The sequence below is a fragment of the Streptomyces cacaoi genome (assembly GCF_006539165.1).
GTDB lineage: Bacteria > Actinomycetota > Actinomycetes > Streptomycetales > Streptomycetaceae > Streptomyces > Streptomyces cacaoi.
Genome location: NZ_BJMM01000013.1, coordinates 136,717 through 163,446, shown reverse-complemented (window position 1 = coordinate 163,446; position 26,730 = coordinate 136,717). Strand labels below are relative to the sequence as shown.

General features: G+C 71.3%; 23 protein-coding genes and 1 riboswitch. Of the genes, 9 read left to right on the top strand and 14 right to left on the bottom strand.

The features are described 5' to 3' along the window. Window positions 1-36 precede the first annotated feature (36 nt). From SCA03_RS15465 to SCA03_RS15430, 8 genes are all read right to left on the bottom strand, one after another. Entirely contained in the window at window positions 37-1,104 is a 1,068-nt protein-coding gene (locus SCA03_RS15465; RefSeq protein ID WP_371863941.1) for a ribonucleotide-diphosphate reductase subunit beta, read from the bottom strand. Next, complete coding sequence (locus SCA03_RS15460; protein ID WP_371863940.1) at window positions 1,095-3,707, bottom strand: ribonucleoside-diphosphate reductase subunit alpha; 2,613 nt, start codon at window positions 3,705-3,707, stop codon at window positions 1,095-1,097. Before SCA03_RS15460 ends, SCA03_RS15465 begins: the two co-directional genes overlap by 10 nt. A gap of 102 nt (window positions 3,708-3,809) precedes the next feature. Next, a riboswitch (cobalamin riboswitch) is annotated at window positions 3,810-3,945 on the bottom strand. Window positions 3,946-4,035: 90 nt separating this feature from the next. After that, the gene (locus SCA03_RS15455) at window positions 4,036-4,533 is read right to left on the bottom strand and encodes a GNAT family N-acetyltransferase (RefSeq protein WP_086815947.1); all 498 of its coding nucleotides are present in this window, start codon (window positions 4,531-4,533) and stop codon (window positions 4,036-4,038) included. 235 nt (window positions 4,534-4,768) lie between these two features. Further along, window positions 4,769-6,439, bottom strand: coding sequence for a monocarboxylate uptake permease MctP (gene mctP / locus SCA03_RS15450; protein ID WP_051855802.1), 1,671 nt, complete (start codon window positions 6,437-6,439; stop codon window positions 4,769-4,771). Beyond that, complete coding sequence (locus SCA03_RS15445; protein WP_030876368.1) at window positions 6,436-6,723, bottom strand: DUF3311 domain-containing protein; 288 nt, start codon at window positions 6,721-6,723, stop codon at window positions 6,436-6,438. Before SCA03_RS15445 ends, mctP begins: the two co-directional genes overlap by 4 nt. 160 nt (window positions 6,724-6,883) lie before the next feature. Beyond that, window positions 6,884-7,102, bottom strand: coding sequence for a YbdD/YjiX family protein (locus tag SCA03_RS15440; protein ID WP_030876365.1), 219 nt, complete (start codon window positions 7,100-7,102; stop codon window positions 6,884-6,886). Beyond that, window positions 7,099-9,228: a carbon starvation CstA family protein gene (locus tag SCA03_RS15435; protein WP_230988720.1), complete on the bottom strand. Its 2,130-nt coding sequence runs from the start codon at window positions 9,226-9,228 to the stop codon at window positions 7,099-7,101. The genes SCA03_RS15440 and SCA03_RS15435 overlap by 4 nt, the downstream gene beginning before the upstream one ends. 265 nt (window positions 9,229-9,493) lie before the next feature. Continuing rightward, window positions 9,494-10,303 (bottom strand): GntR family transcriptional regulator, encoded by an 810-nt coding sequence (locus tag SCA03_RS15430; protein ID WP_030876358.1) that lies wholly within the window; start codon window positions 10,301-10,303, stop codon window positions 9,494-9,496. 241 nt (window positions 10,304-10,544) lie between these two features. Between SCA03_RS15430 and SCA03_RS15425 the strand changes: the two genes are divergently transcribed. From SCA03_RS15425 to SCA03_RS15390, 8 genes are all read left to right on the top strand, one after another. Further along, window positions 10,545-11,810 carry an extracellular solute-binding protein gene (locus tag SCA03_RS15425; protein ID WP_030876354.1) on the top strand — a complete coding sequence of 422 codons (1,266 nt, stop codon included), beginning with the start codon at window positions 10,545-10,547 and terminating at the stop codon, window positions 11,808-11,810. Window positions 11,811-11,933: 123 nt separating this feature from the next. Continuing rightward, entirely contained in the window at window positions 11,934-12,974 is a 1,041-nt protein-coding gene (locus SCA03_RS15420; protein WP_051846602.1) for a carbohydrate ABC transporter permease, read from the top strand. Next, a complete protein-coding gene (locus tag SCA03_RS15415) occupies window positions 12,974-13,804 on the top strand; it encodes a carbohydrate ABC transporter permease (RefSeq protein ID WP_030876349.1) in 831 nt (276 codons plus the stop codon). Before SCA03_RS15420 ends, SCA03_RS15415 begins: the two co-directional genes overlap by 1 nt. Before the next feature lie 120 nt (window positions 13,805-13,924). After that, window positions 13,925-15,451, top strand: a complete 1,527-nt coding sequence (locus tag SCA03_RS15410; RefSeq protein ID WP_086815939.1) for a glycoside hydrolase family 3 protein — start codon at window positions 13,925-13,927, stop codon at window positions 15,449-15,451. Window positions 15,452-15,897: 446 nt separating this feature from the next. Beyond that, on the top strand, window positions 15,898-16,974 hold the full coding sequence (locus SCA03_RS15405; RefSeq protein WP_230988715.1) for an SIS domain-containing protein: 1,077 nt from the start codon (window positions 15,898-15,900) through the stop codon (window positions 16,972-16,974). A gap of 160 nt (window positions 16,975-17,134) precedes the next feature. Beyond that, the gene (locus SCA03_RS15400) at window positions 17,135-18,112 is read left to right on the top strand and encodes a sugar-binding transcriptional regulator (RefSeq protein ID WP_158102309.1); all 978 of its coding nucleotides are present in this window, start codon (window positions 17,135-17,137) and stop codon (window positions 18,110-18,112) included. Beyond that, window positions 18,109-18,744: a class II aldolase/adducin family protein gene (locus tag SCA03_RS15395; protein WP_030876336.1), complete on the top strand. Its 636-nt coding sequence runs from the start codon at window positions 18,109-18,111 to the stop codon at window positions 18,742-18,744. The genes SCA03_RS15400 and SCA03_RS15395 overlap by 4 nt, the downstream gene beginning before the upstream one ends. Window positions 18,745-19,140: 396 nt before the next feature. Next, a complete protein-coding gene (locus SCA03_RS15390) occupies window positions 19,141-20,661 on the top strand; it encodes a sensor histidine kinase (RefSeq protein ID WP_051846599.1) in 1,521 nt (506 codons plus the stop codon). 198 nt (window positions 20,662-20,859) lie between these two features. On the opposite strand, the gene SCA03_RS15385 is transcribed toward SCA03_RS15390, so the two are convergent. Both SCA03_RS15385 and SCA03_RS15380 read right to left on the bottom strand, forming a co-directional pair. Next, on the bottom strand, window positions 20,860-21,123 hold the full coding sequence (locus tag SCA03_RS15385; protein WP_016469673.1) for a WhiB family transcriptional regulator: 264 nt from the start codon (window positions 21,121-21,123) through the stop codon (window positions 20,860-20,862). Between the two features lie 310 nt (window positions 21,124-21,433). After that, entirely contained in the window at window positions 21,434-22,405 is a 972-nt protein-coding gene (locus SCA03_RS15380) for a diacylglycerol/lipid kinase family protein (protein WP_030876330.1), read from the bottom strand. Between the two features lie 135 nt (window positions 22,406-22,540). Here SCA03_RS15380 and SCA03_RS15375 point away from each other — a divergent pair, with 135 nt between their 5' ends. Then, the gene (locus SCA03_RS15375; protein WP_086815945.1) at window positions 22,541-23,017 is read left to right on the top strand and encodes a hypothetical protein; all 477 of its coding nucleotides are present in this window, start codon (window positions 22,541-22,543) and stop codon (window positions 23,015-23,017) included. A 104-nt stretch (window positions 23,018-23,121) separates the two neighbouring features. Here SCA03_RS15375 and SCA03_RS15370 read toward each other — a convergent pair whose 3' ends face one another. The 4 genes from SCA03_RS15370 to SCA03_RS15355 all read right to left on the bottom strand — a co-directional run bounded on the left by SCA03_RS15370 (window position 23,122) and on the right by SCA03_RS15355 (window position 26,721). Beyond that, on the bottom strand, window positions 23,122-24,102 hold the full coding sequence (locus SCA03_RS15370) for an RNA polymerase sigma factor SigF (RefSeq protein WP_037851250.1): 981 nt from the start codon (window positions 24,100-24,102) through the stop codon (window positions 23,122-23,124). Next, window positions 24,099-24,512: an ATP-binding protein gene (locus SCA03_RS15365; RefSeq protein WP_030876321.1), complete on the bottom strand. Its 414-nt coding sequence runs from the start codon at window positions 24,510-24,512 to the stop codon at window positions 24,099-24,101. The genes SCA03_RS15370 and SCA03_RS15365 overlap by 4 nt, the downstream gene beginning before the upstream one ends. Before the next feature lie 589 nt (window positions 24,513-25,101). Next, window positions 25,102-26,010, bottom strand: a complete 909-nt coding sequence (locus tag SCA03_RS15360) for a 1-aminocyclopropane-1-carboxylate deaminase/D-cysteine desulfhydrase (protein ID WP_030876318.1) — start codon at window positions 26,008-26,010, stop codon at window positions 25,102-25,104. Window positions 26,011-26,130: 120 nt separating this feature from the next. Continuing rightward, window positions 26,131-26,721, bottom strand: coding sequence for an N-acetylmuramoyl-L-alanine amidase (locus SCA03_RS15355; protein ID WP_030876315.1), 591 nt, complete (start codon window positions 26,719-26,721; stop codon window positions 26,131-26,133). Between the last annotated feature and the right edge of the window lie 9 nt (window positions 26,722-26,730).

Sequence of the window (26,730 nt, the reverse complement as noted above, 5' to 3'; positions counted from 1 at the left end):
GGCCGAGGGCAGCCGACATCGGTTCGACCGCGCTCCTCAGAAGTCGTCGTCGAACGAGACCGAGCCTTCCACAGCGACCTGGTACGCGGAGGCACGTCGCTCGAAGAAGTTGGTCAGTTCCTGGACGTTCTGCAATTCCATGAAGGAGAACGGGTTGCTGGAGCCGTAGCGCACGGGGAAGCCGAGGCGGGCGAGCCGCTGGTCGGCGACCGCCTGGAGGTATTCGCGCATGGACGCGGTGTTCATTCCGGGCAGCCCGTCCCCGCACAGATCGTGGGCGAATTGCAGCTCCGCCTCGACGGCCTCCTCCAGCATGGCCGTGACCTGCTTGCCCAGCTCGTCGTCGAACAGCTCGGGCTCCTCGGCGCGTACGGTGTCGACGACGTCGAACGCGAACGACATGTGCATCGACTCGTCGCGGAACACCCAGTTGGTGCCGGTGGCCAGGCCGTGCAGGAGGCCGCGGGAGCGGAACCAGTAGACGTAGGCGAAGGCGCCGTAGAAGAACAGCCCCTCGATGCAGGCGGCGAAGCAGATCAGGTTCAGCAGGAAGCGGCGGCGGTCGGCCGCGGTCTCCAGCTTGTCGATCTCCTCGACCGAGTCCATCCAGCGGAAGCAGAACTGTGCCTTCTCGCGGATGGAGGGGATGTTCTCGACGGCCGCGAACGCCTGGGCGCGCTCGTCGTGGTCGGGCAGATAGGTGTCCAGCAGCGTCAGATAGAACTGGACGTGGACGGCTTCCTCGAACAGCTGGCGGGAGAGGTAGAGCCGCGCCTCGGGCGAGTTGATGTGCTTGTACAGCGTCAGCACGAGGTTGTTGGCCACGATCGAGTCGCCGGTGGCGAAGAACGCCACCAGCCTGCCGATCATGTGCTGTTCCTCGGGGGAGAGCTCGGCCAGGTCCGCGACGTCCGAGTGGAGGTCGACCTCCTCGACGGTCCAGGTGTTCTTGATGGCGTCCCGGTAGCGCTCGTAGAAGTGCGGGTAGCGCATGGGGCGCAGGGTCAGTTCGAAGCCGGGGTCGAGCAGGTTCCGGGCGCGCGCGGCGCCGGGTGCCGTGCGGTCTTCCTCGGCGGTGGCGGACGGTTCGGGGGTCACTGGCATGCCTCGCAGGTTTCGGGGTTCTCCAGGGAGCAGGCGACGGCTTCGCCGGCCGGCGGCTGCGGTGTTCCGGACGGTCCGGCCGGGGCGGTGGGGGAGGCCGGGGTCCTCGTGGCGGTGGCCGTGCCGCCGGCCGCCTGCGCGATCCGGGTGGCCGGGCGCGACCGCAGGTAGTAGGTGGTCTTGATGCCGCGCTTCCACGCGTAGGCGTACATCGAGCTGAGCTTGCCGATGGTGGGGGAGGACAGGAACAGGTTCAGCGACTGGCTCTGGTCGAGGTACGGGGTGCGGGCGGCGGCCATGTCGATCAGGGCGCGCTGCGGAAGCTCCCAGGCCGTGCGGTACAGCTCGCGCACGGGCGCCGGCACCCAGTCGAGGCCCTGCACCGAGCCGTTGGCCTCGCGCAGCTGCGCGCGGGCGCGCGCGTCCCACCGGCCGAGCCGCTTGAGCTCCGCCACCAGGTACGCGTTGACCTGGAGGAACTCGCCGCTGAGGGTTTCGCGTTTGAAGAGGTTGGAGACCTGCGGCTCGATGCACTCGTAGACGCCGGCGATGGACGCGATCGTCGCGGTCGGCGCGACGGCCAGCAGCAGGGTGTTGCGCATCCCGGTGCGGGCGACGCGTGCGCGCAGCCGTTCCCAGCGCTCGGGCCAGTGCGGCCGCGCCTCGGGGTAGTGGTCGGGGTGCAGGACACCGCGGGCGGTGCGGGTGTGCTGCCAGCCGTCCGGGACGCCGTGCCGCTCGGCCAGTTCGGCGGAGGTCTCGTAGGCGGCGAGCATGATGCGCTCGGAGATCCTGGTGGACAGGGTGCGGGCGGCGTCGGAGTCGAAGGGCAGTCCGAGCCGGAAGAAGACGTCCTGGAGGCCCATCAGGCCCAGACCGACGGGGCGCCAGCGGGAGTTGGAGCGGGCGGCCTGCTCGGTGGGGTAGAAGTTGACGTCCACGACGCGGTCGAGGAAGGTCACCGCCGTGCGGACGGTGGCGTCCAGGCGCTCCCAGTCCAGCGCGTGGTCCGGCTCCCGGCCGGGGCCCCCGCCCGGTGCGCCGTCCGAGGTCCCCTCCGCCGTGCCGCCGGGCAGGCCGTCCCCCGCCGCGCCGGGGCGGACGTCCTCGCGCAGATGTGCGGCGAGGTTGACCGAGCCGAGGTTGCAGACCGCCGTCTCGGCGTCGTCGCTGACCTCCAGGATCTCGGTGCACAGGTTGGAGGAGTGCACCGTGCGGCCCGGGACCGCGGTCTGGTTGGCGGTGCGGTTGGAGGTGTCCTTGAAGGTCATCCAGCCGTTGCCGGTCTGCGCCAGGGTGCGCATCATCGCGCCGTACAACTGCCGTGCGGGCAGGCGGCGTTGGTAGCGGCCCTCGGCCTCGGCCGTGCGGTAGGCCGCGTCGAACTCCTCGCCCCACAGGTCGACCAGCTCGGGCGCGTCCGACGGGGACATCAGCGACCACTGCTCGTCCGCCTCGACGCGCCGCATGAACTCGTCCGGGATCCAGTGCGCGAGATTGAGGTTGTGGGTGCGGCGGGAGTCCTCGCCGGTGTTGTCCCGCAGCTCCAGGAACTCCTCGATGTCGGCGTGCCAGGTCTCCAGATAGACACAGGCCGCGCCCTTGCGCCGGCCGCCCTGGTTGACGGCGGCCACGGAGGCGTCGAGCGTGCGCAGGAACGGCACGATCCCGCCCGAGTGCCCGTTGGTGCCGCGGATGAGGGAGCCGCGGGCGCGGATGCGCGACCAGGACAGCCCGATGCCGCCGGCGTGCTTCGAGAGCCGGGCCACCTGGTGGTAGCGCTCGTAGATCGAGTCGAGTTCGTCCCGTGGGGAGTCCAGCAGATAGCACGAGGACATCTGCGGATGCCGGGTGCCGGAGTTGAACAGCGTGGGGGAGGACGGCAGATAGGCGAGGGAGCTGGTGAGCCGGTACAGCTCGGCGACCTCGTCGACGTCTTCGTCCGTCTCGCCGGCGGCCAGCCCGCAGGCCACGCGCAGCAGGAAGTGCTGAGGGGTCTCGACGGCCTGCCGGGTCGTCGGATGGCGCAGCAGATAGCGGGAGTGCAGGGTGCGCAGCCCGAAGTAGCCGAAGCGGTCGTCGGCGCCCTCGGCGACCGCGGACTCGACGAGGGCGTCGAGGCGGGCGGCGTGGGTGCGGACGAAGCGGGCGGTGGCGTCGGCGATGAGGCCCTGGGCGTGGCCGAGCGCGACCGAGTCGGAGAAGGAGCGCACGCCCTGGCCCGCGGTCTCGTCGCGGAGGGCGAGGGTGAGCAGCCGGGCGGCGAGCCGCGAGTAGGCGGGTTCCTCGCCGATCAGACCGGCCGCCGCCTCGATGGCGAGGGCACGCAACGCGCCCGCGTCGGCGCCGGGTTGGCGACCGCGCAGCACGGCCGCCTCGACGGGGGCGGGGTCGGCGTCCGGCAGGTCCGCGGTGAGCGCGGCGAGTGTGCGCCGGAGCGCGTCGGCGGGGTGGGCGGCCGGGCCGCTGCCGTCGGTGCCGCGGGTGTCGACGGAGCCGTCGGAGGCTTCGTCGGCTGCGGTTCCGGCGGCGGTTCCGGGGGCGCTTCCGGGGGTGGAGGGCGCGGGGGTCCCCTGCGGCGGGGCGGTGGGTGCGATGGTCACTCGGTGCTCTCCCTCACTGCTGCGCCGGCCATCGGGGCAGGGCAGGAGGGCGCACGGCGGCACACCGGCGCTTCCCGTCGGCCCGACCCACGAGGCCCGTACGGACTGCATGCACCGTCGGCAGGTGATCGGACTCGCGGGCACGCGTCAGGACGCGCGCTCGCACACCGTTGCGGGACAGTCCCGGATTCGCACCGGGTTCCCCTGCGGTCGACGGCCTGGAAGAGCATACATGTTGTGGCGCCCCCGCCAAGTCCCCCCATATCTTGTGTCTGTACGGGGCGTGTCGCGGGAGCGCCGGGCGTCCGGCTTCAGCGGGGCGCGGGGCTCACAGGCGCAGCGCGTACGTCCACAGGGTGATGCCTTCGAGGGGCTGCCAGTCCCGCTCGGGGGTGCGGACGAAGCCGAGGCGCTCGTAGAGCCGGTGTGCCGCGTGCATCATGTGCTGGGTGGACAGGACGAGCCCTCTCAGCCCCAGCTCGCGGGCGCGCTCGACGCACGCGGTGACGAGGTACTCGCCGACGCCCCGGCCGCGCGCCGCTTCCCGTACCGCCAGCATCCGGAACTCGCCCTCGCCCTCCCGTGCGCGCTCCGCGTACGGCCCATCGGGCCGGGTGAAGGTGACGGTGCCGAGCAGCGCGCCCGACTCGTCGACGGCGACGAGGAGTTCGGCCTGCTCGGCACGGGTCGCCGCGTCGCGCAGCGTGGCCAGGTAGGGGTCCAAGGCGCCGAAATCCAGCAGCCCGTCGTCCAGATAGGCGCGGGCGACCAGCTCGCCGGCCTCGGCGTACTCCTCGGGGCGTGCGGTCCTGATGGTGATGTCCATGGCCGCCATCATGCGTCCCGGCACCGACAACCGCCGCCGGGTTTCCGCCGGGTCTCCGCCCGGGCCGGGTCTCGCCGGGTCCTGACGCGTCCTGCTGGGTCCTGCTGGGTCCTGCTGGGCTTTGCCCGGTCTCTGCCGGGGTGCGCCGCGCACGGGACGGGCCCGGCACGGCTGGTGACCGTGCCGGGCCCGGGAGGTGCGGACGCGCGGCGGTGTCAGGGGGCGCCGGCGGGCGTCAGGGAGCGGGGACGGGCTCGGGCCGGTCGTCGTCCGGGCGTCCGGCGTCGCCCCCGGGCGCACCGGCGGACGCGGCGGGGCGCGGCGCGGGCGCCGGCGCGTCGGCGGTGTAGTCCTCCGGGCGGGTCTCGTCCACGCCGTCGGGGGCCTTGACGGCGCGCAGGACGACGGTGAGGACGACGGTGACCAGCACGTTGAGGACGAAGGCCGTCACACCGATGTAACCGGTCTCCTTGATGCCGGGGATCGCGGCGTTGCTGCCGCCGAAGTGCTCCTGGGTGGGGCTGGCGACGCCGTACGCGGCGAGCGTGCCGTAGACCATGCCGACGGCCCAGCCGGCCAGCAGCGCCCAGCGGTGGAACCAGCGGGTGAACAGGCCGCCCACCAGCGCGGGGAAGGTCTGGAGGATCCAGATGCCGCCCAGCAGCTGGAAGTTGATCGCGACGGTCTTGTCCATGCCGAGCACGAACACCAGCGCGCCGACCTTCACCAGCAGGGAGACCAGCTTGGAGACCTTCGTCTCCTGTTCGGGCGTCGCCCCGGGCTTGAGGAAGTCCTTGTAGATGTTCCGGGTGAAGAGATTCGCCGCCGCGATGGACATGATGGCGGCCGGTACGAGGGCGCCGATGCCGATGGCGGCGAAGGCGACGCCGGTGAACCAGTCGGGGAACATGTTCTCGAACAGCTGGGGAATGGCCAACTGCCCGTTGTCGACCTTGATCCCGGCCGCGATCGCCATGAACCCCAGCAGCGCCAGAAAGCCGAGCATCAGCGAATACAGCGGCAGAATGGTGGTGTTGCGCCGGATGACGGTGCGGTTCTTGCTGGAGAGCGTCGCGGTGATGGAGTGCGGATACATGAACAGCGCGAGGGCCGAGCCGAACGCGAGCGTGGCGTAGGCCCACTGGGCGTCCGGCCCGCTGGCGAGTTCACCGCGCGGCTTCCCCGTCGCGGGGTCCTTCTGGGCGAGTGCGTCACCGGCCTTGGCGAAGATCTCGTGGAATCCGCCGAGCTTCAGCGGGATGTAGACGATCGCGACGGCGATGACGAGATAGATCAGCCCGTCCTTCACGAAGGCGATCAGCGCGGGGGCGCGCAGCCCGGACGAGTAGGTGTAGGCCGCGAGCACACCGAACGCGATGAGCAGCGGCAGGTCCTTGACGAACCAGTGGGTGGATTCCGAACCGCCCACGCCCATCACGTCCAGCACCGACTGGATGCCCACCAGTTGCAGCGCGATGTAGGGCATCGTCGCCAGGATCCCGGTGAGCGCGACGGCCAGCGAGAGGCCCTTCGAGCCGAACCGGCCGCGGACGAAGTCGGAGGTGGTGACGTAGCCGTGCCGGTGCGAGACCGACCACAGCCGGGGCAGGAAGGTGAAGATGAGCGGGTAGACGAGGATCGTGTACGGCACCGCGAAGAAGCCGGAGGCGCCGGCCGCGTACACGGCCGCGGGAACGGCGACGAAGGTGTAGGCGGTGTACAGGTCGCCGCCGAGCAGGAACCAGGTGATCCAGGTGCCGAAACTCCGCCCGCCCAGGCCCCATTCGTCCAGGCTGTGCTCGTTCTCGGCCTTGCGCCAGCGTGCGGCGCGGAAGCCCATCACCGTCACGAGGACGAAGAAGAAGACGAAGACGGCGAGTGCCACGCCGTTGACGCCGCCGTTCATCGCGGATCACCCGCCTCGGCCCGCTGCTGTGCCCGGTCGCGGTTCTCCCTGCGGACGAGGACGTAGGCGACCGTCGTGAGCAGCGCGGAGACCAGCACCCACAGCATCTGGTACCAGTAGAAGAACGGGATACCGATGAGTTCGGGTTCCACGCGGGCATAGGAACCGACCCACAGGATGCCGACGAACGGCGCGAAGAGGCACAGTCCGGCAAGAACGCGGGTGGGGGTGATCACCGCGCCGGCCGGGCGTCTGCCCGGGGGAGTCGGGGGTGCTGCGGACACGGGCCGCTCCGTTCCTCGCAGAGGCTTATGTAATGTGCACGCAACCTAGGCGAGGAATCGCGCGGCCGTCACCCGGAGTCCGGATAGCGGACAGGGTGCGGGCAGGCCGAACGGCCCGGGGCGCGGCCGGGTTCGGGCCCGGAACCGGCGGTGCGGCGGCTCAGCAGCAGCGGAAGCCCTCGCGCGGGTCCGCCTCGCGGGCGTCCGTCCTGCGGCGCTCGAACTCGCGGCGGCCGGGCACCGCGGCGTCCGGGCCCCGGTGTGCGCGTACGTGCGCGACATAGCGCTCGTAGGCGCTCTCGTCCGTCAGTTCGCGCACGTACCAGCGCACCCAGCGCCCGGCCCGCAGCAGCGCCCCCGCGCCCGCCCGGCCCGTCATCCGTCGCCTCCGCCCGGCCGGTGCGCACCGGAGCCGCCGCCGGGCCCGCCGCCGTCCGGTGTGCCGCCCCCGCCGGCGGACGCCGCGGCCAGTTCGGACTTCTCCTCGGCCGTGGCGAACAGCCCGGCAGGCGCGGTCAGTTGAGAGGGCACGTACGGGGCCTCGTGCAGCGTCGCCTCGCGCGGGTGGCGCGCCGCGCGGACACAGGTGCGGCCCGCGTCGACGAGGACGACGACGACCAGGATCGCGAAGAGCGCCGAGAGCACGCCGTCGACCGTGGAGTTGGTGACGACCGTGTGCATGTCGTCCATGTTCTTGGCCGGGGCGATGACCTTGCCCTGTTCGATGGCCTCCTGGTAGTCGGCCCGCTGCTGGAAGAAGCCGACCTTCGGGTCGGTGGAGAAGACCTTCTGCCAGCTGGCGGTGAGCGTCACCACCGCGTCCCACACCAGCGGAACGCCGGTCACCCAGGCCCACTTGAGCCGCCCCGACTTCACCAGGAGCGTCGTGCAGACGGCGAGCGCCACGGCGGCCAGCAGCTGGTTGGCGATACCGAACAGCGGGAAGAGCTGGTTGATCCCGCCCAGCGGCTCGTGCACCCCGACCCACAGGAAGTAGCCCCACAGCGCCACCACCACCGCGCTGGAGAACAGCAGCCCGGGCCACCAGCTGACCCGCCGGAAGGACCGGTGGACGTTGCCGAGCATGTCCTGGAGCATGAACCGGCCCACCCGGGTGCCGGCGTCCAGCGCGGTCAGAATGAACAGCGCCTCGAACATGATGGCGAAGTGATACCAGAACGCCTTCATGCCCGCGCCGCCCACGACTTGGGAGAAGATCTCCGAGACGCCGATGGCCAGGGTGGGCGCCCCGCCGGTGCGGGAGAGCAGCGTCTGCTCCTCGACGGCCTTGGCCGCGGCGGCCAGTTGCTCCGGGCTGATCGAGTAGCCGAAGCTGCGGACCGCCTCGGAGGCGGACTGGACGGTGTCCCCGATCACGCCGGCCGGCGCGTTCATCGAGAAGTACAGGCCCGGGTCGATGATGCAGGCCGCGACCATGGCCATGATCGCCACGAACGACTCCATCAGCATGGAGCCGTAGCCGATCATGCGGACCTGGGTCTCCTTCTGGATCATCTTCGGGGTCGTGCCCGAGGAGATCAGCGCATGGAAGCCGGACAGGGCGCCGCAGGCGATGGTGATGAAGACGAACGGGAAGAGCGAACCGGCGAACACGGGCCCGTCACCGACGCCGGCGAAGTCGGTGATGCCGTCCATCTTCAGCGTCGGCACCGTGATGACGACACCGACGGCCAGCAGCCCGATGGTGCCGATCTTCATGAACGTCGACAGGTAGTCGCGCGGCGCCAGCAGCGTCCACACCGGCAGGATCGAGGCGATGAAGCTGTAGACGAGCAGCCAGATGACCAGCGTCCCCGGCTCCAGTGTGAAGGCGCCGGCCCAGGAGGACTCGGCCACCCAGCGGCCGGAGACGAGCGCGAGCAGCAGCAGCGCGATACCGATCAGCGAGACCTCGGTGACCCGGCCCGGCCGCAGCACCCGCAGATAGAAGCCCATGAACAGCGCGATGGGGACGGTCATCCCGATGGAGAAGGTGCCCCAGGGCGACTCGGCCAGCGCGTTGACGACGACCAGGGCGAGCACCGCGAGCAGGATGATCATGATGGCGAAGACGGCGAGGAGCGCCGCGGCGCCGCCCACCGGGCCGATCTCCTCACGGGCCATCTGACCCAGCGACTTGCCGTCCCGGCGCATCGAGAAGAACAGCGTGACCATGTCCTGCACCGCGCCCGCGAGGATCACGCCGGCGACGATCCAGATGGTGCCGGGCAGATACCCCATCTGCGCGGCCAGCACGGGCCCGACGAGCGGCCCGGCGCCGGCGATGGCGGCGAAGTGGTGCCCCAGCAGTACCCGGCGGTCGGTGGGGTGGAAGTCGATCCCGTTGTCGAGGCGTTCGGCGGGCGTGGCCCGGTGCTTGTCCACGCGCAGCACGCGCTGCGCGATGAAGCGGGAGTAGAAGCGGTAGCCGATGGCGTACGAGCCGAGCGCCGCCGCCACCATCCAGGCGGCGGAGACCTCCTCGCCGCGCGCCAGCGCGAGCATCGCCCAGCCCACGGCGCCCACCAGGGCCACGGCGGTCCAGACGACGACGGACCGTGGGCTGATCCGGCTGACGTTCCGGGCAGTGCTCACGCTGTGTCCTCCTCGACTCCGCGTACCCCTCGCACCCCTGGCGTGCCCGGCCGGTGCGCCGTGGTGGCGGCGAACGGACGGTGCAGCCCGACGGACGAGACCGTAGAGCAGCCAAGTGATCTGCGCTACACCCCGGTTGGGGGCAGTTGGCGGCGGAGCCGGGCCGGGTCGCGGCTCAGCGCGGGTTGTGCGACACGGCGGGGCGCTGGAGCGTCGCGACGAACTTGTAACGGTCGCCGCGGTAGACCGAGCGCACCCACTCCACGGGTTCGCCCGAGGTGTCGCGCGAATGCCGGGAGAGCATCAGCATGGGGAGCCCGACGTCGGTACCGAGCAGCCCGGCCTCGCGGGGCGTTGCGAGCGAGGTCTCGATCGTCTCCTCGGCCTGGGCCAGATGGACGCCGTAGACCTCGGCGAGCGCGGTGTAGAGGGAGGCGTGTTTGACGAGACTGCGGCGCAGGGCGGGAAATCGCTTCTGGGAGAGGTGGGTGATCTCGATGGCCATGGGCTCGCCGCTGGCCAGCCGGAGCCGCTCGATGCGCAGGACGCGCCCGCCCGGCGGGATGTCCAGCAGCGCGGAGAGCCGGTCGTCGGCGGTGACGTAGCCGACGTCGAGGAGCTGGGAGGTGGGTTCGAGGCCCTGGGCCCGCATGTCCTCGGTGTAGGAGGTCAGTTGGAGCGCCTGGGAGACCTTCGGCTTGGCGACGAAGGTGCCCTTGCCCTGGATCCGCTCCAGCCGTCCCTCGACGACGAGTTCCTGGAGCGCCTGGCGCACCGTCGTGCGGGAGGTGTCGAATTCGCTGGCGAGGGTGCGCTCGGGCGGGACGGGGGTGCCGGGCGGCAGGGTGTGCGTCATCTCCAGCAAGTGCCGCTTGAGCCGGTAGTACTTGGGCACGCGTGCGGTGCGGGCCGCCCCGTTGCCGCCCGCTGTGGAGGCGGCGGAGCCGCCCGTGGCCGGCGCCGTGGCGCTCCCGTCCGCGCTCATGGCCCGCCTTCCCGACTCGTCTCGTGCTGCCGTCACCGGCTTCCTCCGTGTACGTCGCGGCTCACAGTTCACAGCGTGGCACGGGCCGGGGCCCGCCGAGGTGCCCCGGCCCAGATGTCGTTCCGGTAACGGAACGGACGGTGGGCACTGCACACCGTTGACACCCCTATAGGTCTAGGCCAAGCTCTGCACACTGGTCTAAACCATTAAAGACCACTTCCAGTGTGCAGGGGAGGATGCTGTGAAACGTGGACTCATAGCCGCGGCCGGAGTCGCGGTTCTGGTGGTGAACGTCGCGGCCTGTGGGTCCGACGGGGGCGACACGTCGGGTGCGGACGGCAAGGGCGAGACGCTCACGGTCTGGGCCATGGACGGTTCCACCGCCGACCAGTGGCAGAAGGACGTCCAGGCCGACTTCGAGAAGAAGACCGGGGCGAAGCTCAAGGTCGAGATCCAGCAGTGGAACGGCATCCAGCAGAAGATCACCACCGCTCTCTCCGAGTCCGACCCGCCGGACGTGATCGAGGTGGGGAACACCCAGACCCCCGCGTACGCCAAGACCGGCGGGCTGGCCGACCTGAGCGATCTGAAGAAGACCCTCGGCAAGGACTGGACGCCTTCGATCAACAAGTCGGCCGTCTATGACGGAAAGCAGTACGCCGCCCCCTGGTTCGCCGTCAACCGCGTCGTCATCTACAACAAGAAGATCTGGTCCGAGGCGGGCATCAAGGGCACGCCCAAGACGCGCGAGGAGTTCTTCGACGCGCTGGACAAGATCGAGCAGAAGACCGACGCCGAACCGCTCTACATGCCCGGTCAGAACTGGTACTTCTTCGACGGTCTGCTGATCGGGAACAACGCCGACCTCGTCAAGAAGAAGGGCGGCAAGTGGGTCTCCAACCTCTCCGACCCGAAGATCGGCGAGGCCATGGACGTCTACAAGAAGTACGCCTCCTACTCCAAGGCCCCCAAGGACAAGGACGAGGCCACCCCGCAGCAGGGTGAGGTCTTCGCCAAGGGCAAGACCGGCGCGATGATCGGCCTCAGCTGGGAGGCCGCCACCGCCGTCAAGGCCAACAAGAAGATCGAGAAGGACATCGGCTACTTCACCATCCCCGGCGAGACGGCCGACAAGCCCGAGGGCGTCTTCCTCGGCGGCTCCAACCTGGCCATCGCCGCCGGCAGCGAGAAGCAGGAACTCGCCAAGGAGTTCTTGAAGATCGCGCTGTCCGACAAGCACGAGGGCGCCCTCGCCAAGGAGAACGGCGTCATCCCCAACAAGGAGTCGCTCAGCGGGAAGTTGAAGGGCAACCCCGCCGCCGAGGCCGCCGCGCCGGCCGTCGCCGACGGCGGTCTGACCCCGCTCATCCCGGAGTGGGCCGCGGTGGAGAACCCGCCGAACCCGATCAAGACCTATATGACCTCCGTGCTCAAGGGGAAGTCCCACAAGGCCGCGGCGGCGGCGGTCGAGGGCGAGATGAACAAGAGGCTGTCGCAGAAGCAGTGACGCCACCGGATCCGGCCCGGGCCGTCCACCGGGCCGTACCGCCCGCGAGGGAGCACGCCGGTGCCCCCTCGCGGGCCCGCGCCCCGCAACCGTGTTCTTCCGTGCGACTTGGAGCTCGACCACATGTCTGTGCAGACCGGCGAGGCACCGCCCGAGGACAAGGTGCCGATCAGGCCAGCGGCCACCGCCGTGCCCCCGGGGCGCGGCCGGAAGAGGGCGTCCGGCGGGCTGCCCTACCTCCTGCTGCTCCCGGCCCTCGGCCTCACCGTGATCTTCCTGGGCTACCCGCTGGTGCAGAACGGCGTGCTGTCGTTCCAGAACCTCAACATGACGCAGCTGATCCAGCACGTCACCGAGTGGCGGGGGTTCGGCAACTACGGCGACACGCTCACCAGTGAGACGTTCTGGCGGGTCACCCTCCGCTCGGTGCTCTTCACGCTGGTCAACGTCGTACTGATCATGGGGATCGGCACGCTCGTCGGACTGCTGCTGGCCCGGCTCGGCTCCAAGATGCGGCTCACGTTGCTGATCGGGCTCATCCTGGCCTGGGCCATGCCGGTCATCGCCGCCACCACCGTCTACCAGTGGCTGTTCGCCCAGCGCTTCGGCGTCGTCAACTGGGTGCTGGACAAGGTCGGTTTCTCCGCGATGGCCGACTACAACTGGACGGGCAGCCAGCTGTCCACGTTCTTCGTCATCACGCTGCTGATCGTGTGGACGTCGGTGCCGTTCGTCGCCGTCAACATCTACGCCGCCTCGACGACGATCCCGCGCGAACTGTACGAGGCCGCCGCGCTCGACGGCGCCGGCGCCCTCAAGAGCTTCCGGGCCGTCACCCTGCCGTTCCTGCGGCCGTTCCTGATGGTCGCCACGTTCCTCGAAGTCATCTGGGTCTTCAAGGCGTTCCCGCACGTGTTCGCCGTCAACGAGGGCGGCCCCGACCGGCTGACCGAGACCCTGCCCGTCTACGCCTTCGTCGAGGGCGTCGGCAACCAGCACTACGGAGCCGGCGCCGCCATCGCCGTGCTCACCATCCTGATCCTGCTCGCCCTGATGTCGTACTACCTGCGCATGGTGCTGCGGCAGGAAGCCGCCGACGAGGAAGGCGAACCCGGTCCGGGCGCCACCGCGGGCGCGGGCGTCACCGTGGGGGAGAAGTCCTGATGAGAAAGTCGCTCGTGGGCCGGATATGGCCCAACGCCACCGCCCTCGTGCTGTTCGTGGCCTTCGTCTTCCCCGTGTACTGGATGTTCAACACGGCGCTGAAGCCCAACGGGCAGATCATCAGCGAGGATCCGGTGTGGTTCCCCGGCTCGCCCACGCTGGAGCACTTCACGACGGCGGTGAACGCCGAGAACTTCTGGACGCTGGTGCGCAATTCCGTCACCGTCACGGTGGTGGCGGTCGGACTCTCGCTCACCGTCGCACTGTTCGCCTCGTTCGCGCTGGCCCGGATGCGGTTCAAGGGGCGGCGCGGCATCGTCCTCGTCTTCATGATCGCGCAGATGGCCCCCTGGGAAGTCATGGTCATCGGCATCTACATGATCGTGCGCGATGCCGACATGCTGAACAGCCTGGTGCCCCTGACGCTCTTCTACACCGTCATGGTGCTCCCGCTGACCGTGATCACCCTGCGGTCCTATGTCGCGGCCGTGCCCAAGGACCTGGAGGAGTCCGCCCTGGTCGACGGCTGCTCACGCACCCAGGCGTTCCGGAAGGTGATCTTCCCGCTGCTGGCGCCGGGCCTGATGACCACCTCGCTCTTCGGCTTCATCACCGCGTGGAACGAGTTCCCGATGGTGCTCATCCTCAACAAGAACGACGAGGCACAGACCCTGCCGCTGTGGCTGTCGAAGTTCCAGACCGCCTTCGGCGACGACTGGGGCGCCACCATGGCCGCCGCCTCGCTCTTCGCCATCCCGGTCCTGCTGCTCTTCCTCTGGCTCCAGCGCAAGGCGGTCAGCGGCCTCACCGCGGGCGCGGTCAAGGGCTGACGGGGCGAGGGCCGCCACCATCCGCGGCTGTCGGGGGACAGCCGAGTGAGCCGGGGCTGTCGGGGGACAGCCGCAACCGCCCGGCCGCGACGCACGTGACGTGAAGGGACACCGCGCCAGATGACCACCTCTCTCCCAGCAACCGACACCCTCACCCGTGACGCCCTGGCCGTACTCCAGCCCGGCTTCACCGGGACCTCGGCGCCGTCATGGCTGCTGCGGCAGCTGGACGAAGGGCTCGCCTCCGTCGGGCTGTTCGGCCGCAACATCGACTCGCCCGAACAACTGGCCGTGCTCACCGAGCAGTTGCGCGAGGCACGCCCCGACGTCCTGGTCGCCATCGACGAGGAAGGCGGCGACGTGACCCGGCTGGAGGCGCGCACCGGCTCCTCCTTCCCCGGCAACCTCGCGCTCGGGCACATCGACGACCCGGACCTCACCCGCGCCGTCGCACACGAACTGGGCCGCCGGCTCGCCCAGGCCGGCGTCACCCTCAACTGGGCGCCCTCCGCCGACGTCAACACCAACCCGGACAACCCGGTCATCGGCGTACGCTCCTTCGGCGGCGACCCCAAGCTCGTCGCCCGGCACACCGTCGCCTATGTCGAGGGCATGCAGGCCGCCGGGGTCGCGGCCTGCGTCAAGCACTTCCCCGGGCACGGCGACACGGCCGTCGACTCCCACCTGGCCGTCCCGCGCATCGACGCCGACCTGGAGACGCTCAGGCGCCGGGAACTCGTCCCGTTCCGGGCCGCGATCGAGGCCGGCTGCAAGTGCGTGATGAGCGCGCACATCCTGCTGCCCGCGCTGGACGCCGCACGCCCCGGCACGCTCAGCCGGGCCGCGCTCACCGGACTGCTGCGCGCCCCCGTGAGCGAGGGTGGGCTCGGCCACACCGGGCTGGTCGTCACCGACGGCATGGAGATGCAGGCGATCTCCGCCACCTACGGCCTGGAGCGCGGCAGCGTGCTCGCGATCGCCGCGGGCGCCGACGCCATCTGCGTCGGCGGCGGACTCGCCGGACAGGACACCGTGCTGCGGCTGCGCGACACGCTCGTCCAGGCCGTACGCGACGGCGAACTCGACCGCGAACGCCTCGCGGACGCCGCCGACCGCGTCCGTGCGCTGGCCGCCTGGACCCACGAGGCCCGCCGCTCCGGCACCGGAGAGCTGACCGACCCCGCGCTGCGGCCCGACCCCGGCATCGGCCTGGAGGCCGCCCGCCGGGCACTCGTCGTCACCGGCCTGGAGCGCTACCGGCGGCCCCGGGGACCGCTGTTCGTCGCGGCGTTCACCCCGCTCGCCAACATCGCGGTGGGTGACGAGACCCCCTGGGGTCCGGCCGCCGAGCTGGAGCGCATGGTGCCCGGCACCCGCACCGCGAGCTTCGGCAGCACCGACGGCGACGCCGCGGCCCGGGTGCTCGACGCCGCCGAGGGCCGCCCGGTGGTGGCCGTCGTCCGCGACATGCACCGGCACCCGTGGATGGCCCAGGCCGTCGACCGGCTCATCGCCGCGCGCCCCGACACCGTCGTCGTCGAGATGGGCGTACCGCAGTCGGCGCCGCGCGGCGCGCTGCACCTGGCCACCCACGGTGCCGCCCGCGTCTGCGGACGCGCCGCCGCCGAGGTCATCGCCCGCGGCTGAAGCCACCCCCGGCCCCTCCCGGGCACCGAGCCGGAGGGGCCGGGGGCCACCACGCGACGAACCCGCGGACCCGGACGGGACCCGTGGACCGCCGGAGAACGGACCGCCGGAGAACGGACCGCCGGAGAACGGACCGGCGGGGGCAGCGGGGACACAGGAACCGGCGGACCGGCCGGACAGCGGCACAGCCGCAGGAGCCGCAAAAGCCGCAGGAACTGCGAAGAACCGCACGGTCTGCGACAACCGCGGGAGCCGCAACAAGCGCAACGACCGCAGGATCAATCGGAATCGAAAGAACCGAAACAACCGGAAGAACCGGAAGAAGCGGAAGCAGCGGGAGAATCCGCCGGTTCCCGGGAGATACGGGGTGAAGGAGCCGCCCGACCCCGTACGCCGTAGGATCGGTTGCAAGCCGACACTCGCACCGCACCATGGAGGCCATCCGCATGTCCCCGACCACGTCCGAGCCGGGCACCATCATGTCCGGCGAGATGGCAGAGCAGCCGGCCGTGCTGCGCCGCATCCTGGACGAGGGCGCCCCGCGCATCCGCGAGGTCGCCGAGCGGATCGCCGCGAAGAACCCCCGGTTCGTGCTGCTCACCGCCCGCGGCACGTCCGACAACGCCGCGCTCTACGCCAAGTACCTGCTGGAGATCCGCCTCGGCAGGCCCTGCGGGCTGACCTCCATGTCGACGACGACGGCCTACGGCGCCGAACAGGACCTCACCGACTGCCTCGTCGTCACCATCAGCCAGTCCGGCGGCAGCCCCGACCTGGTGGCCTCCACCGAGGCGGCCCGCGCGGCCGGCGCGGTGACGCTCGCCGTCACCAACAACGCCGACTCGCCGCTGGCGCGGGTCAGCGAGTTCCACATCGACGTGCTGGCCGGCCCGGAGAAGGCGCTGCCCGCCACCAAGACCTACACCGCCGAACTGCTCGCGCTGTACCTGTTCGTGGACGGTCTGCGTGCCGCGCTGCGCGGCGAGGCCCCCGCCGGCGCCGAGGCCGCCAAGGCGCTGCCCGCCGCCGCCGAGGCGGTGCTGGCCCGCCGGGACGAGGTCAAGGAGCTGGCCCAGCGCTACCGGTTCGCCGAGCGCATGGTGATCACCTCGCGGGGCTACGGCTACCCGACCGCGAAGGAAGCCGCGCTCAAGCTGATGGAGACCAGCTACATCCCGGCGCTCTCCTACTCCGGCGCCGACCTGCTGCACGGCCCGCTGGCGATGGTCGACAACGTCTCGCCCGTCATCGCGGTCGTCCCCGACGGCAAGGGCGGCGAGGCCCTCCAGCCGGTCCTCGACCGGCTCCGGGACCGCGGCGCCGACCTGGTCGTCATCGGCAGCCAGGAGCAGGTCGAGCGCGCCTCCGCCGGGTTCGCGCTGCCCACCGAGGGCCTGCCGGAGGAGCTCCAGCCGGTGCTGGAGATCGTCCCGCTCCAACTGCTCGCCTACGAGGTGACGATGGCCCGCGGCCAGGACCCGGACGCCCCGCGCTCCCTCGCCAAGGTCACCGAGACCCGCTGACGACGCTCCCCGACCCGTACCGCACCAGGGGCCCGGCCCGCCGACACCGGCGGCCGGGCCCCTGCGCGTGCGTGCCCGCGGCCGTGCACCCGCTTGTCACCCGGCGGCGCCGCGAGGCAGGATGAACGGAAGCTCGTCCGTACGTACAAAAGTTCAGCCGGTGGGGGCGTCGATGGAGGCCAGGGAGTTGCAGGGGCGGGTCGCCCGGCTGCACTACGAGCACCACATGACCCACCACGAGATCGGCGCGCTCCTCGGCCTCTCCCGGGTCAAGGTGACGCGGCTGCTCGCCGAGGCCCGCCGCTCCGGGATCGTGGAGATCCACGTGCACAGCCCGCTGACCCCCTTCGCCGAGCTGGAGGCCGCCCTGACCGGGGAGTTCGGCCTCGACCAGTCGTGGATCGCCCCCGGCTTCGCCGACCCCGCGCGCACCCGGGAGGCCGTGGGCCGGGCCGGCGCCGAGTGCCTGGCCGCGCTCGTGCCGTCGGCCCGCACGGTGGCGATCGGCCTCTCCGCCACGATCGCCGCCGTCGTCCCGCATGTGCGCCCCGAGCCCGTGCCCGGCCTGGGCCTGGTGCCGCTGGCCGGCAGCTGGGGCGGGCTGTCCCGGGGCACCAGCCCGCACGAACTGGTCCTCAACCTCGGTACCGCGTTCCAGGCGGAGACCTATCATCTGCCGGCTCCCGTGCTCGCGGCGGACCCGGAGACGGGCCGTGCGCTGCGCGCCGACCCCGCGGTGCGCGAGACGCTGCGGCGGGCCGCCGGCGCCGATCTGCTCGTCGCCGGGATCGGCGGCACCGGCCGGGACGCCGGGCTGCTCGTCGGACGCCTCGGCGCGCACGAACGGCGCCGGCTGGACGAGGCCGGGGCCGTGGGCGACGTCTCCGGCCGCTTCTTCACCGCGGCGGGGGAGCCGGTCACCGGCCCGGCCGACGAGCGCGTCGTCGGCCTCACCCTGCGCGAACTGGCGGCCATCCCGCGCCGGGTGGCCGTCGCCTGCGGCCCCCACAAGGTGACGGCCCTGCGCACCGCCCTGCGGACGGGGCTGATGAACGCGGTCGTCACCGACGCCACCACCGCCGAGGCGCTCCTCGCGCACGAGGACGCCCCCACCGCACAGAAAGCGACAGCGCGATGAAGAAGGCGACCACCGTCGAGGGTCTGATCGAGCAGCTCACCGACGTCGGCAGCACCGCCGTGCAGCGAGGCTTCGTACTGGCCAGCGGCGGCAACCTCTCGGCCCGGCTGCCCGGCTCCCAGGAGTTCGTGGTCACCGCGGCCGGCACCTGGCTGGACCGGCTCGCACCGGAGGACTTCACCGTCATGAACCTCGACGGCGAGGTCGTCGGCGGGAACCCGGTGCCCTCCAGCGAGTGGAAGCTGCACCAGCGCACCTACCGCGTCCGGCCGGACGCCAACGCCCTTGTCCACATGCATCCGCAGCACGCCGTACTCGTCGACGCGCTCGGCCACGAGATCCGGCTGCTGACCCTCGACCACGCCGTCTACGTCCGCTCCTACGGGCGCACCGACTTCCACCCCAACGGTTCGGACGCGCTCGCCGACACCGCCGCCGAGCAGGCCAGGGAGCACAACTGCGTCGTCCTCGCCCACCACGGCTGCTCGGCGCTCGGCGAGGACGTCGGCATGGCCTTCCGGCGGGCGATGAACCTGGAGGAGGCGGCGACCGCCACCTACCGCGCACTGCTGCTCGGCGACCGTACGACTCGGTTCCCGACGACCGCCGACGAGGCCATACAGCACGCCTGAGCCGGCGGGGGAGCCCAGTCCCCGGAAAACACTTCGGGCCGCGGCGCCGGAGCGGGACCCTCAACCCGCCCGGCACCGCAGCCCGGAGCTACAAGGCCCGTCCGCAGTCAGGGCAGAGAGCGGCGCGGACCTCGATCCACCCTCCTGTGCGGGGAGGGCAGAAGCGCACTGCCGGAAATTGTGGACTAGACCACGGTCGGCTGTCCATGGATCGCACACACTTCCGCACCCGGAACCGCCCGCCGCGCACCGCCGAGCCCCCTGCGACGCCCCCTGGGCACACCCCGCCACGGCCCGGTCACCCCGGGCTCATCGGGCGCCGTCCCGGCCCGGCACCGCCGTCCCGGCCCGGGTGCCCGGCCGGAGGGCTGTCGTACCCTCGGCTCCGTGCCCTCCATGAACGACCTCGTACGCCAGCACACCGCGCTCTCGGACGCGGAGCTGGAATGGCTGCACCAGCTGATCTCCGAGTGGCAGCTGCTGGCCGACCTGTCCTTCGCCGACCTCGTCCTGTGGGTGCCCACGCTCGACGGCACCCGGTACGTCTCCGTCGCGCAGATGCGGCCCAACACCGGGCCCACCTCGCACCAGGACGACATGGTCGGCCATCTCGTCCCCCGGGGCCGCCGTCCGCTGCTGGACGCGGCGCTGGACGAGGGCCGCATCGTGCGCGAGGGCGACCCGGAGTGGCGCGAGGAGGTGCCCGTCCGCGTCGAGTCGATCCCGGTGCGCCGCGAGGGCCGGGTGCTCGGCGTCATCGCGCGCAACACCAATCTGCTGACGGTCCGCACGCCGAGCCGGCTGGAGCTGACCTATTTGCAGAGCGCCTCCGACCTCGCCCAGATGATCGCCGCCGGCTCCTTCCCGTTCCCCGGCCACCAGGTCGACATGGACCATGTGCCGCGCGTCGGCGACGGGCTCATCCGGCTGGACGCCGACGGCATCGTCCAGTACGCCAGCCCCAACGCCACCTCCGCCTACCACCGGCTGGGCCTGGCGGCGGATCTGGTCGGGCTGCACCTCGGCCAGGCGACGGCCGAACTCGCCCCGTCCCGCGGCCCGGTGGACGAGGCCCTGGTGAAGCTCGCCAGCGGCTGGGCACCGCGCGGCGCCGAGGTGGAGGGCACCGACTGCGTCGTCCAGCTGCGCGCCATCCCGCTCAAGCCCAAGGGCACCCGCATCGGTTCGCTCATCCTGCTCCGCGACATCACCGAAGTGCGCCGCCGCGAGCGGGAGTTGATGACGAAGGACGCCACCATCCGGGAGATCCACCACCGGGTGAAGAACAACCTCCAGACCGTCGCCGCGCTGTTGCGCCTCCAGGCCCGCCGGATGGACTCCGTCCGCGGCAAGGAAGCCCTCGACGAGGCGGTGCGCAGGGTCGGCTCGATCGCGATCGTGCACGAGACCCTCTCCCAGAACCTCGACGAGCGCGTCGACTTCGACGAGATCGCCGACCGGGTCCTCGCGATGGTCGCCGAGATCTCCCCGGGCCGGATCACCGGCCGCCGCACGGGCCGCTTCGGCATCCTGGGCGCCGAGACGGCGACACCGCTGTCCATGGTGCTCACCGAGGTGTTGCAGAACGCCATCGAGCACGGTTTCGGCCCCGAGGAGCACGGCAGCGTCGAGGTGCACGCGGTGCGTGGCGGGGGCGCGGGGCGCGAACAGCCGCGCCTGCTGGTCACCGTCCAGGACAACGGGCGTGGCCTGCCTGCCGGGTTCGACGCCAAGAGCGCGGGCAACCTCGGACTACAGATCGTCCGGACGCTGGTGGAGGGCGAGTTGGGCGGAAGCTTCGACATGCTCCCGGCGCCGGACGGCGGCACCCGGGTCCTGTTCGACCTGCCCGCCGGAACCGAGCAGCGGGACAAGCGGGAGAGCACCAACGCCCCCCGCGCGCACGTGACTTCGTGAAGCGGGCCGCGTCGCGCGAGAGCCTCCACGGCACTGCTCACGGCACCGCCCGGACAACGCGGAGCCCCCGACCCTTGAAGGACCGGGGGCTCCGCGTTTCCTGCTTCGCGTGCGTGGACGCTGCGCGGGCGGCTCGGCGCTCCGCGTGCACTGCGCGCTGCGGCTCGGGGTGCAGCTGGTGCCAGGGCTGGCTGGGCGTCAGGCGGTCGCGGCGTTGTTCCGCGCCCGGTTGCGGGCGGCGCGGCGCTTCATCGCACGGCGCTCATCCTCGCTGAGGCCACCCCAGACACCGGAGTCCTGACCGGACTCCAGGGCCCACTGCAGGCACTGCTCCATGACGGGGCAGCGGCGGCAGACGGCCTTGGCTTCCTCGATCTGCAGCAGCGCAGGACCGGTGTTGCCGATGGGGAAGAACAGCTCGGGGTCTTCCTCGCGGCAAACGGCGTGGTGACGCCAGTCCATGGCTGCTACCTCTCCTTGTGTGGCTTGCTTGTGAATGTGAACGCTTTCACGAATCCCCCCGCAGGGGAAGGGGGGCCCTCAGGAGTGTGAGGGGTCCCACTGAAGTGAAGAGGAGGATTCGGACTCTCAAGGGGGCCCTTCGAAGGGGCCGTCCCGATCGCCACGAAGAGACTCGCAAACCTCGGCTCCGGATACAACCCCTTCCGGAAAGTTTTTTTTGAATCCGAGGTGTCGACTAGCTCACAGCCCTCATTCCAGTGGGTGGAGGCTGGTTTAAACGTTCGACTGGAAGGAGTTTGGGGCCTTCGACTTACACAATCACACGCAGTGCACGGCGTACGCCTGTGAAGCTGACGTTCGTACGCAGTCCCAGGTGGTCACCGTCCATCTGAAACGGCAGTGGAACCTGCGAATGCAAGGTGAACTCACTGAGGTCGTGCAGCGTCGTCGCGTGCTTGCCGCGCGGCCCCCGGTCGGGCCCGGAGGTCAGCAGCTGGGTGCCGTAGCGGCTCACGGCCGCGGGCGTCAGCCGGCTCAGCCCGAGCACGTCGAGACCGGTGTCGAAAGACGCCTGCGGCGCCGCGTACAGCGGTTTGTTGCCCAGATAGGACCAGGGCGCCGTATTGCACACGATGGAAAGCGCGAGTTCCTCGACCGGTTCCGCGTCCGGGCGGCGCAGCGTGATCGTTCCTCTCGCGCGGTGCGGCTCCCCGAGGAACTGCCGTACCACCTGGCGCACATAGAGCGTGTGCGTCGAACGCTTTCCCCGTTCCCGCTGCTGTTCGACCCGGCCGATCACGCCCGCGTCGAACCCGAGTCCGGCGGTGAAGGTGAACCAGCGGGCCGGCGCGCCCGCGTCGTCCGAGCCCGGTACCCCCGAGGCCAGCCCGAGGCCGACCGTGCGCTCCGAGCCGGCCTCCAGCGCGTCCAGCAGGGCGCCCGTGGCCTCCACGACGTCGTTGGGCAGCCCCAGCGCCCGCGCGAAGACATTGGTGGAACCGCCCGGCACCACCGCGAGCCGGGGCAGCCGCTCCGGGTCCGGGCCCTCGTGCAGCAGGCCGTTGACGACCTCGTTGACGGTGCCGTCCCCGCCGAGCGCGATCACCAGCTCCGTGCCGTCCCCGCCGCAGGCCGCCTGCCGGGCCAGATCGCGGGCGTGGCCGCGGTACTCCGTGGTGGCGACCTCCAGCTTGAGGTCGCTGGCGAGCGCGTGCGCCAGGACATCACGGGTCCGCGCGCTGGTGGTGGTGGCTGCCGGGTTGACCACGAGGAGAGCGCGCATGGGGTGCAGGGTACCCAGCGCCGGATCCGGCGGCCCACCCCCGTCCGGCGGCCACGGGGCCGGACCCCGCGAGCCCGGCGGGATCCGGGCGAGAGGCCCGGAGCATTCCGACGACGAGGCCCTAAGCTTTCAGGCGTGAGTGAGAGCGCCAACCCCACCGACACGACGGAAGCGGACGCCGAAGAGGCAGCGAAGGCGGCAAAGGCAGCACAGGGCGCCGCCGAGGCGCCACGTCCCCGCCGGATCGCGGCCGCCGCCGCGGTGACCGGGCTCCAGGGGGTCGTCGTCGCGGTCTTCGGACTCGTCTCGCTGGTGATGCTCGTCACCGGTGAGCCCGACGACATGACGCAGGCCGTCACGCTCGCGGTGACCGTGCTCGCGCTGGCCGTGCTGCCGCTCGCGGCGGCCCGGGGGCTGTGGCTGCGGCGCCGGTGGAGCCGCGGCCCCTCGATGATCGTGCAGTTGATCGCGCTCCCCGTCGCCTGGCAGATGGCGCAGAACGGGGGGCTGCTGCTGGCGCTGGCCGTGCTGCTCGCCGGCTGCGCGGTGGCCGTGCTGTGCTGCCTCGTCAACCCGACCGCCACCGAGGCGCTGGGCATCGGGCCGCGCTGAATCCGGGCCGCACGGGGCCACAGCAGTGAGCCGTACGGGCCGGGACGGAGACGCGGAAGGGGCCGGGCCCCGCCCCCGGGGGGAGAGGGGCGGGGTCCGGCGGGTCACTCCTCGACCAGGAGGCGGTCGCGGAGCTGGGCGAGGGTTCTGGCGAGCAGGCGCGAGACGTGCATCTGCGAGATGCCGACCTCCTGCGCGATCTGCGACTGGGTCATGTTGCCGAAGAACCGCAGCAGCAGGATCTTCTTCTCCCGCGGCGGCAGTTGCTCCAGCAGCGGCTTGAGGGACTCGCGGTACTCGACGCCCTCCAGCGCGTCGTCCTCGGCGCCGAGGGTGTCGGCCACCGCGGGCGACTCGTCGTCGGTGTCCGGCACGTCCAGGGAGAGCGTGCTGTAGGCGTTCGCCGACTCCAGTCCCTCCAGGACCTCCTCCTCGGAGATCGACAGGCGCTGCGCCAGCTCGTGCACGGTCGGGGCACGCCCGTGCAGCTGGGACAGTTCCGCCGTCGCCGAGGTCAGGGAGAGCCGCAGCTCCTGGAGCCGGCGAGGTACCCGGACCGCCCAGCCCTTGTCGCGGAAGTGCCGCTTGATCTCGCCGACGACCGTCGGGGTCGCGTACGTCGAGAACTCGACGCCGCGTTCCGGGTCGAAGCGGTCGACCGACTTGATCAGTCCGATGGTGGCGACCTGCGTCAGGTCGTCCAGGGGCTCGCCGCGGTTGCGGAAGCGGCGTGCCAGGTGCTCCACGAGCGGCAGGTGCATCCGGACCAGCTCGTCCCGCAGCCGGGAGCGCTCCGGGCCGTCGGGCAGCTTGCGCAGTTCGACGAAGAGCGCGCGGGCGCCGCCGCGGTCCGCGGGGTCGGAGCCGCGGGAGGCACCGTTCGCCCGCCGGCTGTGCTCCTGGCGGTCCTGGTGCTCCTGGCGCTCCCCGCGCTCCTCACGCTGCTCGTGCTCCATCGCGTCCGCCCGCTCCGGTCGCTGACTGCTGGGGTCGGCCGGGTGCTGGAGGGCCTGCTGCTCAGGAATGCCCACGGGGGCCGCCTCGGGGCGGCCCGCCCACATCTCCCGTGCCTCGTGCTCGGTCACGACGCTCCGGGGCCCGCACCGCGCTTCTTGTGCAGGCTGATGCTGACCGTACGGTCTTCCGACACTGATGAATCCACCTCACCGGCCAGGGCCGACAGCACCGTCCACGCGAAGGTGTCGCGCTCCGGGGCGCGGCCGTCGGTCGTCGGCGCCGAGACGGTGACCCGCAGCGAGTCGCCGACGAGCTTGAAGACGCAACTGAGCACGGAACCGGGGACGGCCTGCTGGAGCAGGATCGCGCACGCCTCGTCCACGGCGATCCGCAGATCCTCGATCTCGTCGAGGGTGAAGTCCAAGCGGGCCGCGAGACCGGCGGTGGCCGTTCGCAGCACCGACAGATAGGCACCCGCGGCCGGCAGCCGGACCTCGACGAAGTCCTGCGACCCGGGCTCGCCTGCGATCTGGGACACCCTCACCTCCAAGGTGACACGAGCCGGTTGGGCCCGCGCGGGCCGGCACGGCTGTTGGTTCGTTTCGTCAGCGACGCTATCGCGATCCGCGCCGCGATGCCGCACGTGCGGATCTTCGCCGCTTCACTTCGCGGGTGTCACCCATAGTAAACATATGGGCACTTTCTGTGGCTAGGGGTTGGGGCCCTCAAATCCTGTGCGATTACGCTGTGTTGGCGCTTCGGGGAAGCCTCAGAGGGATTCCCCGCCCGTGCAGGACCGTTTCGGGAGCGGCCGTTCGCCGGGGTCGTCCGCTGCCGCGCGGGCAGGGCGGCCGACGAAAGGGCCTGCCAAGTCATTACCCGCCACCCGATGTCTTCATAGCCACCTGCGGAACACCGTCCAAGGAGGGCCGAAACCCGACCCCGGGGGCGCCCCGGAGTGCGGCTGCCGGGCGGCGGATCGGAGGGTGCTCGCTCATTTTCCTTACACAGAGTGATGGTTGAGCGGGCGGCTTCCGAATGACGGTGACAGAAAGTCGTGGCGACTATCACTGTGTGTCATGGGCTCGGGCCGGTGCCGCGGTCGCCTCCGACGGTTTCTCTCACTCTCAGGTGGCCTGCTGTCCGCTGCCCGTCACGACGGCCGTGACGGTGCTGCCGGCCGGGAAGGCGCCCTCCTGGGCGAGGCGGTCCAGCGCGTACAACAGCTTGGCGACGTAGACGAGATCGAGCGGGGCGAGCGCGTGGCGCCGGGCGAAGCCCTCGGCGAACTCCCGCAGTTCCGCGCTCACCCGCGCGTAGCCGCCGCCGTGGAACCGCTCGTCCAGCCACCAGGTGCCGCGCGGCCCGCCGAACGCCGCGCGTTGCAGGGCCCGTATCTCGCCGGTCAGGAAGCCGCCCTTCAGTACCGGGACGCCGAGCACGCGCTGACCTGGGGAAACCCCCGCTGCCAGGCCGGCGAGCGTGCCGCCGGTGCCGCAGGCGACGGCCACCACATCGGTCCGGCCGCGCAGTTCCTCGCCGAGCCTCGCGCAGCCGTGCACGGCCGCCGCGTTGCTGCCGCCCTCGGGCAGCAGCGCGCACGGACCGAAGCGGGAGAGCAACTCCGCGTGCCAGTCGGGGTCGGCGCGGCGGCGGTAGGCGGAGCGCTCGACGAACTCCAGCTCCATGCCGTCCGCGGCGCAGCGGGCCAGCGAGGGATTGAGGGGGCGGGTGGCCAGTTCGTGTCCGCGCACGATGCCGATCGTGCGCAGGCCCAGCAGCCGGCCGGCGGCAGCGGTGGCCCGCAGATGGTTGGACCAGGCCCCGCCGAAGGTCAGCAGCGTCCGGTGCGACGAGTCCAGGACCGACCGCAGGTTAGGGGCGAGTTTGCGCCACTTGTTGCCGGGGAGCGCGGGATGGATGAGGTCGTCGCGTTTGAGGAGAAGGCGCACGCCGCGGCGTGCGAACCGCTCGTCGTGCGCCTCCTGGAGCGGTGAGGGCAGCCGCGGGGCGAGAGCGGCGAGCGGATCGGACATGTGTCCATTGTGGCTCCGGTGCCGAGCGCACCCGCGGGGCCTGCCGTGGTCGCCGGGCGCAGCGCTGCGCCCCGGCGCCGCGGGGGTGCGGGCGGCGCCGGGGCGCGGTTGCCGAGCCGGTTACTTGAGGCGCTCGGTGATCTTCTTGCGCAGGGCGTCCATCGTGAACCCGCGGGGATCGGTCTTCTGGTTCGTCCACTCCAGATGGCCGATGACCGAGCGCGCGTTCCAGCCGTGGTGGCGGCACAGCGCCGCCGAGGCCCGCACGATCGCGTCGATCTGCTCATCCGGCCACGGGTCGTCCCCGTCGCCGAGGTTCTCGCACTCGAAGCCGTAGAAGTGGGTGTTCCCGTCGGTGTCCTGTTCGTTCGGGTCCGGGGTGCTGCGCTCGGCGATGACCGCACGCAGGACGTCCCCGTCGCCCGTCCCCGCGTGGTTGGCCCGCCCGTGGCCCGTCAGATGGACGGTGCCGTCCTTGGTGATGCAGCCGTGTGCGAGCGGGCCCGGCAGGTCGGAGCGGCCGTCGTAGACGAGGTCGACGGTCTCCTTGGCGCCGCTGGTGACCGTGTGGTGGATCATGATGCCGTGCACCGGGCCCCAGGGCCCCTGCTGGTTGCGGTTGTGCTCGCGCCAGTTGCGCACCTCGTCGACCTTGACGCCCTCCTTGTCGAGAGCTTCCAGGAGTGCCTTCGCGGTGATCGGTGTGGCCATGCTCTACGC

Coding starts and splice junctions, on each gene's coding strand:
- SCA03_RS15465 (WP_371863941.1), bottom strand. CDS start 1,104: ATGCCAGTGACCCCCGAACCGTCCGCCACCGCCGAGGAAGACCGCACG.
- SCA03_RS15455 (WP_086815947.1), bottom strand. CDS start 4,533: ATGGACATCACCATCAGGACCGCACGCCCCGAGGAGTACGCCGAGGCC.
- mctP (WP_051855802.1), bottom strand. CDS start 6,439: ATGAACGGCGGCGTCAACGGCGTGGCACTCGCCGTCTTCGTCTTCTTC.
- SCA03_RS15440 (WP_030876365.1), bottom strand. CDS start 7,102: ATGACGGGCCGGGCGGGCGCGGGGGCGCTGCTGCGGGCCGGGCGCTGG.
- SCA03_RS15435 (WP_230988720.1), bottom strand. CDS start 9,228: ATGCTCGCGCTGGCGCGCGGCGAGGAGGTCTCCGCCGCCTGGATGGTG.
- SCA03_RS15430 (WP_030876358.1), bottom strand. CDS start 10,303: ATGAGCGCGGACGGGAGCGCCACGGCGCCGGCCACGGGCGGCTCCGCC.
- SCA03_RS15420 (WP_051846602.1), top strand. CDS start 11,934: ATGTCTGTGCAGACCGGCGAGGCACCGCCCGAGGACAAGGTGCCGATC.
- SCA03_RS15415 (WP_030876349.1), top strand. CDS start 12,974: ATGAGAAAGTCGCTCGTGGGCCGGATATGGCCCAACGCCACCGCCCTC.
- SCA03_RS15410 (WP_086815939.1), top strand. CDS start 13,925: ATGACCACCTCTCTCCCAGCAACCGACACCCTCACCCGTGACGCCCTG.
- SCA03_RS15405 (WP_230988715.1), top strand. CDS start 15,898: ATGTCCCCGACCACGTCCGAGCCGGGCACCATCATGTCCGGCGAGATG.
- SCA03_RS15395 (WP_030876336.1), top strand. CDS start 18,109: ATGAAGAAGGCGACCACCGTCGAGGGTCTGATCGAGCAGCTCACCGAC.
- SCA03_RS15390 (WP_051846599.1), top strand. CDS start 19,141: ATGAACGACCTCGTACGCCAGCACACCGCGCTCTCGGACGCGGAGCTG.
- SCA03_RS15385 (WP_016469673.1), bottom strand. CDS start 21,123: ATGGACTGGCGTCACCACGCCGTTTGCCGCGAGGAAGACCCCGAGCTG.
- SCA03_RS15380 (WP_030876330.1), bottom strand. CDS start 22,405: ATGCGCGCTCTCCTCGTGGTCAACCCGGCAGCCACCACCACCAGCGCG.
- SCA03_RS15360 (WP_030876318.1), bottom strand. CDS start 26,010: ATGTCCGATCCGCTCGCCGCTCTCGCCCCGCGGCTGCCCTCACCGCTC.
- SCA03_RS15355 (WP_030876315.1), bottom strand. CDS start 26,721: ATGGCCACACCGATCACCGCGAAGGCACTCCTGGAAGCTCTCGACAAG.